Source organism: Vogesella mureinivorans (genome assembly GCF_007644035.1).
GTDB classification, from domain to species: Bacteria; Pseudomonadota; Gammaproteobacteria; order Burkholderiales; family Chromobacteriaceae; genus Vogesella; species Vogesella mureinivorans.
Genome location: NZ_VMTV02000791.1, coordinates 133,543 through 147,329, shown reverse-complemented (window position 1 = coordinate 147,329; position 13,787 = coordinate 133,543). Strand labels below are relative to the sequence as shown.

The 13,787-nt window shown below is 62.0% G+C and carries 14 protein-coding genes; 7 read left to right on the top strand and 7 right to left on the bottom strand.

The window, feature by feature from the left end; genetic code table 11:
• Positions 1-23: 23 nt before the first annotated feature.
• Positions 24-1,250: an aspartate kinase gene (locus FLQ44_RS18980; RefSeq protein ID WP_147695614.1), complete on the bottom strand. Its 1,227-nt coding sequence runs from the start codon at positions 1,248-1,250 to the stop codon at positions 24-26.
• A 261-nt stretch (positions 1,251-1,511) separates the two neighbouring features.
• Here FLQ44_RS18980 and FLQ44_RS18975 point away from each other — a divergent pair, with 261 nt between their 5' ends.
• Complete coding sequence (locus tag FLQ44_RS18975) at positions 1,512-1,880, top strand: response regulator (protein WP_147695613.1); 369 nt, start codon at positions 1,512-1,514, stop codon at positions 1,878-1,880.
• Between the two features lie 20 nt (positions 1,881-1,900).
• Here FLQ44_RS18975 and FLQ44_RS18970 read toward each other — a convergent pair whose 3' ends face one another.
• A complete protein-coding gene (locus tag FLQ44_RS18970; protein WP_147695612.1) occupies positions 1,901-2,890 on the bottom strand; it encodes a serine/threonine protein kinase in 990 nt (329 codons plus the stop codon).
• 76 nt (positions 2,891-2,966) lie between these two features.
• Between FLQ44_RS18970 and FLQ44_RS18965 the strand changes: the two genes are divergently transcribed.
• From FLQ44_RS18965 to FLQ44_RS18945, 5 genes are all read left to right on the top strand, one after another.
• Entirely contained in the window at positions 2,967-3,533 is a 567-nt protein-coding gene (locus tag FLQ44_RS18965) for a hypothetical protein (protein ID WP_147695611.1), read from the top strand.
• Between the two features lie 48 nt (positions 3,534-3,581).
• On the top strand, positions 3,582-4,460 hold the full coding sequence (locus tag FLQ44_RS18960) for a cation diffusion facilitator family transporter (protein ID WP_147695610.1): 879 nt from the start codon (positions 3,582-3,584) through the stop codon (positions 4,458-4,460).
• A gap of 100 nt (positions 4,461-4,560) precedes the next feature.
• On the top strand, positions 4,561-5,316 hold the full coding sequence (locus tag FLQ44_RS18955; RefSeq protein ID WP_147695609.1) for a (Fe-S)-binding protein: 756 nt from the start codon (positions 4,561-4,563) through the stop codon (positions 5,314-5,316).
• Positions 5,313-6,698, top strand: a complete 1,386-nt coding sequence (locus FLQ44_RS18950; protein WP_147695608.1) for a lactate utilization protein B — start codon at positions 5,313-5,315, stop codon at positions 6,696-6,698. The genes FLQ44_RS18955 and FLQ44_RS18950 overlap by 4 nt, the downstream gene beginning before the upstream one ends.
• Entirely contained in the window at positions 6,695-7,261 is a 567-nt protein-coding gene (locus FLQ44_RS18945; RefSeq protein WP_147695607.1) for a LutC/YkgG family protein, read from the top strand. Before FLQ44_RS18950 ends, FLQ44_RS18945 begins: the two co-directional genes overlap by 4 nt.
• A 117-nt stretch (positions 7,262-7,378) precedes the next feature.
• Here FLQ44_RS18945 and FLQ44_RS18940 read toward each other — a convergent pair whose 3' ends face one another.
• The 5 genes from FLQ44_RS18940 to flgA form a co-directional block, all read right to left on the bottom strand.
• Complete coding sequence (locus tag FLQ44_RS18940; protein WP_147695606.1) at positions 7,379-8,887, bottom strand: DEAD/DEAH box helicase; 1,509 nt, start codon at positions 8,885-8,887, stop codon at positions 7,379-7,381.
• Between the two features lie 105 nt (positions 8,888-8,992).
• The gene (locus FLQ44_RS18935; RefSeq protein WP_147695605.1) at positions 8,993-9,910 is read right to left on the bottom strand and encodes a CobD/CbiB family protein; all 918 of its coding nucleotides are present in this window, start codon (positions 9,908-9,910) and stop codon (positions 8,993-8,995) included.
• Between the two features lie 75 nt (positions 9,911-9,985).
• Positions 9,986-10,450, bottom strand: coding sequence for a flagellar protein FlgN (gene flgN, locus FLQ44_RS18930; RefSeq protein WP_170253036.1), 465 nt, complete (start codon positions 10,448-10,450; stop codon positions 9,986-9,988).
• Between the two features lie 35 nt (positions 10,451-10,485).
• Positions 10,486-10,788, bottom strand: a complete 303-nt coding sequence (flgM, locus tag FLQ44_RS18925) for a flagellar biosynthesis anti-sigma factor FlgM (RefSeq protein ID WP_147682697.1) — start codon at positions 10,786-10,788, stop codon at positions 10,486-10,488.
• A gap of 70 nt (positions 10,789-10,858) precedes the next feature.
• A complete protein-coding gene (flgA, locus tag FLQ44_RS18920) occupies positions 10,859-11,533 on the bottom strand; it encodes a flagellar basal body P-ring formation chaperone FlgA (protein ID WP_147695603.1) in 675 nt (224 codons plus the stop codon).
• 151 nt (positions 11,534-11,684) lie between these two features.
• Here flgA and FLQ44_RS18915 point away from each other — a divergent pair, with 151 nt between their 5' ends.
• The gene (locus tag FLQ44_RS18915) at positions 11,685-13,778 is read left to right on the top strand and encodes an autotransporter outer membrane beta-barrel domain-containing protein (protein ID WP_147695602.1); all 2,094 of its coding nucleotides are present in this window, start codon (positions 11,685-11,687) and stop codon (positions 13,776-13,778) included.
• Positions 13,779-13,787 lie beyond the last annotated feature (9 nt).

The window sequence follows — 13,787 nt, the reverse complement described above, 5'->3', positions numbered from 1 at the left end:
ACCACTACTTGCAATAATTTTGCCTATGCAGGCTGATCCAGGCCAAATACCTTGTGCAGCACGCGTACAGCCAGCTCCAGGTATTTCTCGTCGATCAGTACCGACACCTTGATTTCAGAGGTAGAGATCATCTGGATATTGATGCCCTCTTCCGCCAGCGTGCGGAACATGGTGGAAGCCACGCCGCAGTGCGAGCGCATGCCCACGCCCACGATGGACACTTTGGCCACCTTGTCGTCGGAGTCGATCTTGCCGGCACCGATATGGGTCTGCACATCACGCAGGATAGCCAGCGCCTGCTGGTATTCGCCACGCGGTACGGTGAAAGAGAAATCGGTGGTGCCGTTCTCGCCCACGTTCTGGATGATCATGTCCACTTCGATATTGGCATCGGCAATCGGGCCCAGAATCTGGTAAGCGATGCCTGGCTTGTCCGGCACGCCTTTCACGTTGATGCGTGCTTCGTTACGGTCAAACGCAATACCTGCCACTACGGCCTTTTCCATGTTCTCATCTTCCTCAAACGTAATCAGTGTGCCTTCGCCCTCGTCTTCAAAGCTGGAGAGCACGCGCAGGCGTACTTTGTATTTGCCGGCAAACTCTACAGAACGTATCTGCAGAATCTTGGAGCCCAGGCTGGCCATTTCGATCATCTCTTCAAAGGTGATGGTCTTCAGGCGGCGGGCTTCCGGCACCACACGCGGGTCGGTGGTGTACACACCGTCCACGTCGGTATAGATCTGGCATTCGTCGGCTTTCAGCGCGGCGGCCATGGCCACGGCCGAGGTATCGGAACCGCCACGGCCCAGCGTGGTGATGTTGCCGTCTTCGTCCAGGCCCTGGAAACCGGCCACCACAACCACGCGGCCGGCGTTCAGGTCGGCGCGCATGGCTGCCTCGTCGATGGACTGGATGCGGGCTTTGGTGTGGGCGCTATCTGTTACCACCCGCACTTGCCAGCCGCAGTAGCTCTTGGCATTCACACCGATTTCTTTCAGCGCCATGGCCAAAAGACCAATGGTGACTTGCTCGCCGGTAGAAATCACCACGTCGAGCTCGCGTGGGTCCGGGTACTCTTGCAGCTCTTTAGCCAGGGCGATCAGGCGGTTGGTTTCACCACTCATGGCCGAAACCACCACCACTACCTCATGTCCCTGGGCTTTCCATTTGGCGACACGGCGGGCCACGTTCTTGATGCGCTCAGGGGAGCCCATCGAGGTACCGCCGTACTTTTGTACGATAAGTGCCATTTTATTTTCTTGAATAGGGTTGGGATGTCGGACAATGATTCTGTCCCGATACACCCCCTTATGGCAAGGCACTTGTAGTGCATTTGGCCTGCTTTTTTGCTGCCATGCGGCACGAGGGGGGCGGCTGTTGAATGGATACAAAATACCATTGAAAACCTACGGCAACTGTACGCATCATTTGACAGGCTGGTGCGGCCAACTAGCATGGTAAGAGAAGCAGGTCACAGACAACCGCGCCGGGCCGGGCAGACAGGGCGAACAATGAAACACATTATCCTGGTGGTAGACGACTCTCCGGTACTCAGACAAATCTCTTGCGAAGCCCTGAGCGACGCCGGCTACAAGGTACTGCAGGCAGAAAACGGCAAAGCAGGCTTGCTGCAGCTGGACAAACACACCCCCGCGCTCATCATTAGCGATCTGAATATGCCCGAGATGAACGGCCTGGAGTTTATCCGCACACTACGCCAGCGCCCGGCATTGGCGCAGGTACCGGTGATCATGGTTACCACCGAGCTGAGCGACAGCATGAAGGCGGCCGGGCGCGCTGCCGGGGCTACGGCATGGCTGACCAAGCCGCTACAGCCCCCGCTATTGCTGAAGGCAGTGAATGCGCTATTGCGGCAGTAAGCCCGGCGACAAAACCGGCATCAGGCCGGCATAGACCACAACGGCGGCTGCTGCATGGCTTCCAGCTGTTGTTCCAGCTCGTTGATGCGCTCCAGCCAGTAGTGCTCGCTGCCAAACCACGGGAAGGCGGCGGGGAAAGCCGGGTCGGCCCAGCGGGCCGATAGCCAGGCGCAGTAGTGCAGCAGGCGCAGGCTGCGCAGCGGCTCGATCAGCCGCAGCTCGCGGTAATCCAGATCGCAAAACTCCTCATACCCCGCCAGAATGGCGGCCAACTGCGCCGACTGCTGCTCGCGCTCGCCGCTTAGCAGCATCCAGATATCCTGGATAGCCGGTGCCATGCGGCTGTCGTCCAGGTCGACAAAATGCGGGCCGTCCGGCGTCCACATCACATTACCGGCGTGGCAATCGCCGTGCGTACGCAGCATGGTCAGCGCGGGCAAGGTGGCAAAGGCTGCCTCGGCCATGCCGATCACCGCCTGCGCTACCTGGCTAAAGCGCGCCGCCAGGTGCGCGGGCAGGTGGCCGCCGCTTTCGATGATACGCAGTGCGTCGTGGCCAAAGGTTTGCACCGTCAGCGCCGGGCGTGTCTGGTAAGCCTGGCTACGGCCAATGGCGTGGATGCGCCCCAGAAACCGCCCCAGCCATTCCAGCGTGGCTTCGTCTTCCAGCTCCGGCGCGCGCCCGCCACGGCGCGGAAACAGGGCAAAGCGAAAGCCCTGCCATTGCAACAGCGTCTGGCCGGCAAACGCCAGCGGTGCCACCACGGGGATTTCGGCGTCTTGCAGCTGGCAGGCAAAGGCGTGTTCTTCCAGAATCTGCGCGTCCTGCCAGCGGCCAGGGCGGTAAAACTTGGCAATCAGCGGCGGGCCATCTTCCATGCCTACCTGGTAAACACGGTTTTCATAGCTGTTCAGCGCCAGCATGCGGCCATCGCAGCGCAAGCCGCTGCTTTCCACCGCATCCAGCATCAGGTCGGGGGTCAGCGCGGTATAGGGGTGTAAGGTATCCATGCCCGGCATTATGCGCGCTGCACACTGGCTGCGGCCAACCTTTGCAGTGGCAGCCGCTAGGGCTTACCATCGTGGCATGAGCCTATCCTTTACCTATTTCGAAGCCGAAGACCGCCTGCTGGTGCTGATCCAGCCCGGTGGCCACCAGCTATGGCTGACACGCTACCTGACCCAGTCCATCCTGCGGGATATCGCCGCGCTGTTTGCCCGCGCCGTACCGGGCGAAGGGGTACAGGGGGCCGGTAGCAGCGAGCAGCGCATTGCGCTGGAACACCGCATGGCCATGAACGAGGAAGACCTGGCGGACCAGCCCGGCATGGGCGGCGGCATGAAGTTCGCGCATAACTCCCCTGCGCTGCCCGCCAGCGGCAGCATACCGGTGTGCACGGGGCTGGATGCCCAAGCCGGTAGCGACTACGCCAGCATCAGCTTTACCGTGGGGCCACAGAACATCAATATGCGCCAGAGCCGCGCCGGCTTTCACCGCTTCTTGCGCACGCTGGCGCTGTGCGCAAACAAAGCCGGCTGGCAGATACAAGACGTGCCAGGCTGGCTGACACAAAGCCTGCTCACCGACCTGCTGGGTACGCTGCCGCCACTGGACGAGCCCGACAGCAGCGACGACAACGGGCTGGCACCTTAAGCTTGCCATCAGCCCCCTACGGCATACTGCCGCTTTTGCGAAGACACCATGACCAGCCCAGCGACCAGCCCGCAACACCAAGCCGCCCAACGCAGCCTGTGGGTCAGTGTGGTTGTCAATATCGTCCTGACCAACGCGCAGCTGCTGGCAGGCGTATTTGCCGGCTCGCAAGCGCTGATCGCCGATGCGCTGCACTCGCTGTCCGACCTGCTGGCCGATTTTGTCGCCCTGCTGGCGCGCAAGCACAGCAGCAAGGCACCCGACCACGACCACCAGTACGGCCACTACCGTTACGAAACCGCCGCATCACTGGTACTGGGTGCCCTGCTGTTGGCCGCAGGCTGCAGCATGCTGTGGGGCGCGGGCAACAAGATCCTCAGCCACAGCACGCTGGCGCCCGTGCACCCACTGGCGCTGTACGTGGCGCTGTTTACCCTGCTGTCCAAAGAAGGCCTGTTCCGCTACATGCTGGCGGTGGCCACCCGCGTGAAATCCAGCATGCTGGTGGCCAATGCCTGGCATGCGCGTGCCGACGCCGCCTCCTCGCTGGTGGTGGCCGTTGGTATCGGCGGCAACCTGCTGGGCTACACCTGGCTGGACCCGTTGGCCGCAGCACTGGTGGGCTTCATGGTTGGCCGCGCTGGCTGGCAGTTTGCCTGGGATGCGCTGCACGACCTGATGGACCGCGCCGCCGACGACGACACCGTAGCCGCCATCCGCCAGGCGCTGCTTGCCACGCCCGGCGTACAGGGCATACACGACCTGCGCACCCGCCGCCTGGGCGACCATATCCAGGTAGATGTGCACCTGGAAATAGACGGCAGCCTGACCGTACGCCAGGGCCACGACATTGCCGCCCAGGCCCGCGACCGCGTGGTAGCGAACCACCCGGTACTGGACGTGATGACCCACATCGACCCGGTATAGGCCACCGCGCAAGGGTAAATCCGCATTGGCATCCGGCGCGGGGGCGGCTTTAATCAGGACAAGCCCTAGTGGGCATTGCGCCGGAGAACTGCACACCGCCATGAAAGTCGCCCTTTTCATCCCCTGTTTCGTCAACGAACTGTACCCGCACGTGGCCATGGCCACCGCCGAGCTGCTGGAAAGCTATGGCGTGGACGTGCACTACCCGCTGGCACAGTCCTGTTGCGGCCAACCTTTAAGCAATAACGGCGACAGCCAGGGCGCCTGTGATGCGGCGCGCCGGTTTACCGGCATTTTCAAAGATTACGATTACATCGTGTCGCCATCCGGCAGCTGTACCTCGCACGTCAAACACCACTATGGCTGGTACCTGTCTGGTGATAGCGATTACCAGGCCATGCAGCCACGCGTCTACGAGATCGTGGAATTCCTGCAGGACGTGCTGAAGATAGAAAAGCTGCCCAAGCCGGTGTACTTCCCGCACACCGTGTCCATCCACCAAAGCTGCCACGGCCTGCGCGAGCTGCACCATGCCGCACCGTCCGAGCTGATGATCCCCTACCACTCGCGGCTGGAGCGCATCCTGCAGCTGGTGGATGGCATCGAGGTCAAGCAGCCGGAACGCCGTGACGAATGCTGCGGCTTTGGCGGCACCTTCAGCGTGGACGAGCCGGAAGTATCGGTGGCCATGGGCGAAGACCGCGTGGCACAGCACGAGGCCACCGGCGCGCAGTACATCGTCGGCGCCGACCCCTCGTGCCTGATGCACATGGGTGGCATCATCCGCCACCGCTGCCGCCCCATCCGCCCACTGCATATCGTGGAAATCCTGACCGGTCGCGGGGGTGCAGCATGAAGAACGACAACATCCACCACGCCGAAGCCGCCGCCGCCTTCCTGCAAGACCGCGAACAAGCGCGCTGGCACGATAGCGCCATCTGGTGGGTACGCCAGAAGCGCGACATGCAGGCCAAGCAGCTGCCGGAATGGGAACAGCTGCGCGAGCTGGCACAGCAGATCAAGGCGCATACGCTGTCGCGGCTGGACGACTACCTGCTGCAGTTCCAGGCCAATGCCGAAAAGAACGGCGTCACCGTGCACTGGGCAGCCGACGCCGACGAGCATAACCGCATCGTGCACGGCATCCTGGCCGCAGGGGGCGTCAAGAAGCTGGTGAAGTCGAAGTCCATGCTCACCGAAGAGTGCGGGCTGAACCCCTACCTGGAACAGCACGGCATCGAAGTGATCGATACCGACCTGGGCGAGCGCATCGTACAGCTGCGCCAGGAGCCACCCAGCCACATCGTGATGCCGGCCATCCACCTGAAAAAAGAACAGATCTCCGAGCTGTTCCACCGCGAGCTGGGCACCGAGGCGGGCAATAACGACCCCACCTACCTGACCCATGCCGCACGCGCGAACCTGCGCGAGCACTTTCTGACCGCCGACGCCGGCCTGACCGGCGTGAACTTCGCCATCGCCGAAACCGGTGGCGTGGTGGTGTGCACCAACGAAGGCAACGCCGACCTGGGCACCGCCCTGCCGCCCATCCATATCGCCAGCATGGGCCTGGAAAAAATCATTCCGCGGCTGGAACACCTGGGCGTGTTTACCCGCCTGCTGGCGCGCTCGGCCATCGGCTCGCCCATCACCACCTACACCTCGCACTTTCACCGTGCGCGCCCCGGTGGCCAGATGCACATCGTGATCGTGGACAACGGCCGTAGCGACATCCTGGGCAACGACGACTTCTACCAAAGCCTGCGCTGCATCCGCTGCGGCGCCTGCATGAACACCTGCCCGGTGTACCGCCGCAGTACCGGCCACAGCTATAGCTACATCATCCCCGGCCCCATCGGCTCTACCCTGGGCCCCAGCCGCGACATCAAAAAGCACGGCAGCATGGCCTTTGCCTGCACCACCTGTGGTTCGTGCAGCAATGTATGCCCGGTCAAGATCAACCTGCACGAACAGCTGGTACTGCAGCGCAAACGCGCCTTCGACGCCGGCACGCTGAAACCGGCCAAGAAAATGGGCCTGCTGGCCATGCGCTTCCTCACCCAGCACCCGTCGTTGATGGATGGCGGCGGCAAGGTCATGCGCAAGGTAGTACCCATCGTGCCGGAAAGCCTGACCCGCCACAGTGCGTGGTCGCGCCCCGGCCGCGCCCTGCCGGAGATGCCGGAGCAGAGCTTCAAGGAAATGTGGCAAGCCCGCCAGAAGGACAAAAAAGCATGAGCAGCCAAGCAAAAATCCTGGCGCGGCTGCGCCAGAACCGCCCGCAAGGCCCGGCGCTACCGGATATCGACGCGGTGCCGTTTATCACCTTTGACGACAAGTTCGACGCCTTCCGCACCCTGGTGCGCAACCTGGGCGGCGACGCCGTGCAGCTGGCCGACGGCGACAGCGTATTGAGCGTGGTACAGCAACGTTGGCCGCAACACGGCCGCCTGGTAGACCTGACGGTAGCCGGCCACGAGGAAAGCCCCAGCCCGCACGCCTGGCACGACGTAGACGTGGCCATCGTACCTGGCGAGCTGGCTGTAGCCGAAAGCGCTGCCGTATGGGTAAGCCACGCCGACAACCAGTGGCGCTCGATCTACTTCCTGACCCAGAAGCTGGTGCTGGTGGTGCCGCGCGATGCCATCGTGGACACCATGCGCGACGCCTACCGCCGCATCGCCATCCGCGAACAGGGTTTTGGCGGCTTCATCAGCGGCAGCTCGCGCACCGCCGATATCGAACAAAGCCTGGTAATGGGCGCACACGGCGCCATGGCCGCGCTGGTGATCTTTGTCTGATTGCAGTAAGTTGTTGCTTCCTTTAGCGGCCCGCGTGGCCGCTTTTTTTGCGGCCAACGTTGGCCGCAGACGCAAAAAAGCCACCTTGCGGTGGCTTTTCATGATTGCGCCAACGGCTCAGCGCTCTACCTTGTAACGCGGTGGCAGCAGCAGCGCCGGCACTTCGCGCTGGCGTTGCGGCAGAATGCGCCCGCCAATGCCCAGCTTCACCGTTTTGCGGCCTTCGCCTTCGTCGTGCGTGTCGCGTGGCTCACGGCTATCCGCTGCATGGCGGCTCTCGCGGCGTGGCTTGTCGCCAAACAGCGACGGGCTACGCTCGCCACGCTCGGTACGCTCACTGCGGCGCGGGGCGTCCGGACGGTCGGTGCGCTCGGTACGGTCTGCGCGATCGGTACGCTCCGGGCGCTCTGCGCGGTCGGTACGCTCCGGGCGTTCGCTACGCTCGCGGCGCGGTGCGCTGTCGGCCTCGTCACGCGGCGGGCGGCCACCAAAGCCCTCTGGCAATGGCAGCGGCGTCAGGGTTTGCTTGGTGAGCTTTTCGATCGACTCGTGCTGGCGGGTTTCGTCCGGGCTCATCAGCGAGATCGCTACGCCAGACGCACCAGCACGGCCGGTACGGCCAATACGGTGCACGTAGTCTTCCGGCGAGTTGGGCATTTCGTAGTTCACCACGAAAGGCAGCTCGGAAATATCCAGGCCACGGGCCGCCACGTCGGTGGCCACCAGTACCTTCACATCACCGCTCTTGAAACGCTCCAGTGTTTCCAGGCGGGCACTTTGCGCCTTGTCGCCGTGGATGGCTTCGGCTGCGTGGCCATCGCGCTTGAGGTCACGCGACAGCTGGTCGGCCGAGATTTTGGTCTTGCAGAATACGATGACCTGGCTCATTTCGCGCTGGCGAATCAGGTAGGACAGCAAAGCGCGCTTGCGGAAGCCGTCTACGGCAAAGACCAGCTGCTCGACCTGGGCGTTGGTCGAGTTCTGGCGCGCCACTTCTACCGTTTGCGGGTCGCGCATGAAGTCTGCGGCCAACCTTTTGATCTCGGGCGCAAAGGTGGCCGAGAACAGCAGGGTCTGGCGCTCTTTGGGCAGCAGCGACATGATCTTGCGGATGTCCTGGATAAAGCCCATGTCCAGCATGCGGTCGGCTTCGTCCAGCACCAGCACGTCTACCTTGTTCAGCTGGATGGTTTTCTGCTGGATGTGGTCCAGCAGGCGGCCCGGGGTGGCGATAACGATTTCGATACCACGGCGCAGCTCGGCGACCTGCGGGTCCATATTCATGCCACCGTACACGGTAGTCGTGCGCAGGGGCAGGTATTTGGTATACGCCTTGGCATTCACGCCGATCTGGTCGGCCAGCTCGCGCGTGGGCGACAGGATCAGCGCACGCACCGGGTGCATGGCCGGCGAGACGCTGGGATTGGCAAACTTTTTCAAACGCTCCAGGATAGGCAGCAGAAAAGCGGCAGTCTTGCCGGTACCGGTTTGCGCGGCAGCCAGCAGATCACGGCCGGACAGTACCAGCGGAATGGCCTTGGTCTGGATGGGGGTAGCTTCCGAGTACCCCATTTCGTCGATGGCACGCAGGATTTCAGGTGCCAGGCCTAGCTCGGCAAACGACATGTCAGGAACTCCATCAGCCTTGCCCGCTTCATTGGGCAAAGCCGTTTATGAACGATTAAAAAGCGAAGCGCCGCCAGTGCCTGGCGGCGCATCATGCGTCCGGCACTAGCCGAACAGGCTGACCACACTGATCAGCAGAATCACGAACAGCCACAGCAGCACCGTGCGCCATACCAGACCCACGGCACTCTTCAGGTATTGCGGGTCGGCTTCATCACCCACACCCAGTTCGGGGCGGAAATTGATGGTGTAGTTCTGGCGCAGCGGGTCACCCAGCTTGACACCCAGCGCACCGGCAGCCGATGCCAGCAGGATGCCGGTAGCGTAGTTACCCCAGGTACGGGCCTGCGAGCGCCAGCAGTAAACGGCGTCCTCGAAGTCACCCATCACGGCAAAGCTGGCCGCGGTCAGGCGTACCGGCAGCCAGTCCAGCCATTCACCGGCACGGCTGGCAAAGCGGCCAAACAGGTCGTCGGCAGCACGGTCACCCCATTTCTGGGCCAGCAGCTGGGTAAAACGGTACAGCACAGCCCCTGTGGGGCCGGGCAACAACACAAACCAGAACATGGTACCAAACACGTGGCGGTAGCTATCGACCACGCCCTGCTCTATCGCCAGGCGAGACACCTCGCCGATACTCAGCTCGGCAGTGGGCTGATTAGTCCAGCTAGCCAGCGCCTGCTTGGCTTCCAGCTCCTGGCCATCATTCAGCGCCAGGGAAATCTCCGAGAAATAGCTGGAAAAATGGCGAAAGCCCATGGTCAGGTACAGCACCAGCACATTCCAGACAAAACCCAGCACCGGGCTAATGGCACACAGCAGGTAGAACCCCCCGCCTGCCAGCAGCAGTACGGGCACCATGGCTGCCAGCCAGGCCAACACACCATGGCGGTTGTAGCCTGCATTCAAGGTACGCTCCAGATGGTTGGCGTAACGAATGAACAGCAACAGTACCCGGTTGCGGTTGCCCAAGGGGCGGAATTGCTCCAGAACCAGCGCGGCGATAAGTGAAATCAGGGTCATGGGTCTGCGGAAAGGAATTGGTTGTGGCCCGCGGTGGAAGATACCACAAAACCGTCATCAGGCGGGCGGCGGCGCTCAGGCAGAACCCAGGCGGCGGGAGCCACCTACACCGGAGGACAGGGTACCGTGGCGGCCATAGCCATCCACGCCTTGCATGGCACCACGCAAGGTATCGATAACAGCAGTAGCAAAACGCATGCGTTCGTCAGCCATGCCGGCATTCAGATCGTTTAGCGCTTTCAGGCGTAACAGTGCCAGCTCCAGCGACTGCCAGCATTGCTGCACGTCATCCGGGGCCTGCTGCAACCATGGCAGCCAGTCGTCCTGCTGTGCGATACCCGCAGCCTGCTGCAGCGCCAGGCGCTGTGCACGCAGCGCAGACAGCTGTGTGAGCTGCTGCATTTTTTGCTGCGCCAGCTCTTCTATCTGAAAAGCATCCATACGCAAAATGGCCTGCTGTTCCTGCTGCAGGGTTAGCTGCAGCGTTTCCAGCAAGGCCATTTCAGACTGGCACGAGGCCAAGAATACTGCTACATCCATTTGCATCTATCCGGTTATCAGCCTTGACAGGCAGTTTACCGCGCCAGCAGCTCCTGTGCAGAAGCAATCAGGCTGTCGGCGATGGCACCCGGGTTGATCTTGAACTCGCCGGCGGCAATGGCAGCCTTGATCGAGGCCACTTTGTCTGCATCGAAAGCAGGCGCTGCAGCTGCAGCTTGCTCCATGCCCTGCAGGCGGCTGGCAAACGGGTTGATCGCAACGCTTTCACCGCCATCGGCACGCGAAGATGCCTTGGCACTTGCATCGCTTTCTTTCGGGCTGGTACGGCTTGGTGCGGTGTAGCTGGCTGCGACCTTGCCTGAGTTGTCGATTTTCATGATTTACCTGCACTGCTTTTTATCGGTTATTTCTATTATCGCCCGAAAAATCCGAAACTTGACGCTTTTTTTAGGGTACCAGTACGGAAACACTGCCATCCTGTTCTACCACCCCTGACACGACCTTGCCGTTTCCTGCGCGTACATTCACGCGCTCACCCACGCCAGCATTACCCAGTGCGGTGCCATCGCTGCCAATCACAAAACCATCGCCCTTTGCCAGCAAGCGCACAGGCTGATTCATTTTGACAACATAAGGCACCCGTAGCTGCCCGCCCTGCAGTACGGTGCCGGCCGGCACCGTGGCCGTTACCATACGGCCTAGTACTTGCTGCGGGTCACGCAGCCCTTGCGCCACCTGGTTGCGGTTGATGGCAGCCAGGCGCACATCCGCAGCTTGCAATACCTCGCCACTGCGCACCAGGCGTGTCGTGACCAGCGCCATGGGCAGCTCGCTGGCTTGCACGGGCAGGCGCAAGGTCCAGCCGGATGCGGCGCAGCTCACTTCCAGATAGCCGCGCGGGCCAGTGCTGCCGGCAGGCCAGCCCACTTGCAGATCTTGCGGGCAATTGGGCATGGGCGCCTTCTGCCGCGGCAAGGCCAGACGGTATGCGTAGCCGTCTTCACCTTTATGCGCTTGCAAAAATGTGGCTGCTGCTTTTTCTGGCAGCCGCACTTCGGCGGCCAGTACGCTGGCCGCCAGTAACAGCCAAGCGGGCAAAAGAAGAAGTGTGTGTCGATTCATGTCCGGATTGTAACGCCAGTACAACAGCAGATAGACAAACACGGCCCTATCGAACAATTGTTTCAATCAGCCGCAACAAAGGAGCTTATGCTCTAAACAGTATAAAAACACACGCTGGCCACACGCCAGACACAACACGAGGAGCTTCACCATGCGCATGACACTCCGCGCCGCCGTTATGGCCGCGCTGCTCTCCCCTGCCGCCTTTGCTGGCGCCAGCTACAGCAATATCTATTTCTTTGGTGACAGCCTTACCGACACCGGTGCCTTTGGTGGCCAGGCGATCCCGAATGGTTCCGGTGGTTTCGTCATCCTGCCATCCGATGCGCGCTGGACCACCAATAATGCGGCCAACCACGCCAATATTCTGGCAGGCAAGCTGGGATTCGCAGTCTCAGTAAATAATGCAGACCCAGCTATACAAAAGACAGGCAACAACTTTGCCCAGGGCGGTGCCCAGTCGGTAAGCTACGCCACGGGTGCCACGCTACCTAACAGCAGCAGCACCCAAACGGCCGGTCCCGGGCTACTGGATATACGTGACTTGCCAGACCAGATACAAGACTATCTGTCCGCCAACGGCGGCAAAGCCAACCCGAATGCAGTGTACTTTGTCTGGAGCGGCGGTAACGACATTCCTACCGCAGCAGGCGCAGGCAGCAGCAATGCCGCTACTGTGGCCACGGCGGCAGCCAACAGCCTGGCCACCCAGGTAGGTGTGCTGAACAATGCCGGTGCCAAGCTGATTATCGCCCCCAACCTGCCTGCTTTCGGCAATACCCCCGCGGCCATGTATGCGGTTATCGACACCATAGCGGCCCAACAAAGCCTGAATGCCACACAAACCAACGCACTGAAAACCGCCGTGGCCAACGTACTGCGCAGCATTGCCACACCGAGTGCCACAGAGCAGGACACGCTGAAAAATACAGCCCTGGCCACACTGGCGGCAGCCCTCAGTAGCGGCGCCACCAGTGGCCCGGTGTTTACTGCCACCCTGCAGCAGGTGACCAACGGCTACAACACCAGCAAAACCGGCCTGAACAGCCTCTCCTCGCTGTACAACACCACCGCTGATGGCGCCATAGCCGCCAGCGGGGCCAATGTGGTGCGCGCCAACGTGAACGCGCTGTTTGCCGAAGCGCTGGCCAACCCGGCGCTCTACGGCATTGATAACGTCACCGGCCCGGCCTGCGGTACCACCTCGTCGCTGGTCTGCACCAGCGCCAACGTGTCCAGTACCCTGAACTACCTGTTTGCCGACGACCGCCACCCCACGCCTACCGTACACGTCCTGCTGGGCAACTATTTTGCCAGCCTGCTACAAGCCCCCTACTTTGCCGAGGCGCTGGCTAATGTCCCGGCAGCGGCCAGCAGCCGGCTGGGCAGCACGCTGGATGCCCGAGCACGGGCACTGGACCACGAACAACGCGGCGTGGGTACCGTCGGTGCCTTCAGCAGCGTGACCGGTGGCAAGCAGGACGTTGGCCGCAACGGTGAACAAGCCAAGGGCGAGCTGCTGACCGTGGGCGTGGATTACCAGTTCACCCCATCGCTGAGCGTAGGGGTGGCCTTCACCCAGGGCAAGCTGGACACCAGCGTAGGCAGCCTGGGCAGCTACGACAGCCAGCACAGCCTGATGAGCGCCAGCGCCAACTACCGCAGCGGCGCCCTGTGGCTGGATGGCGACGCCACACTGGGGGTGGCCGATATCGATACGCGCCGCGTGGCCGACCTAGGCAGCGTCAAACGCCAGGAAACCGGCAGCAGCCGCGCCAACCACAACAGCCTGCGCCTGACTGCCGGCTACCGCATGCAGCAGGGCATGCTGCGCACCGGCCCGTTTGCCGGTATCGCCATGCAGCGCGGCCAGGTGGCCGCCTTTAGCGAGCAAGGCAACCAGAGCACCAGCATGCGCTTTGGCAAACAGGTACTGGACTCCACCATCCTGCAGGCCGGCTGGGAGCTACAAGCCACGCTGGGCCAGGTCACCCCCTACCTGATGCTGAGCCTGAAACAAGAGCAGAACGACGAAGCACGCACCTTGCATAGCGGCGTATATGGCACCCAGGGCGAGTTCACCGTGAGCGGAAGCCAGCCAGATAGCAGCTGGGCAGAATGGCAAACCGGCGCCACCGTTTCGCTAGGCAAAGGCATGCATGGCTTTATCCAGGCCAATGGCAGCAGTGGCCACAAAGGCGGCAATGGCACCCGCTACAACCTGGGGCTGGCTGCCAGCTTCTGATGCGGCCAA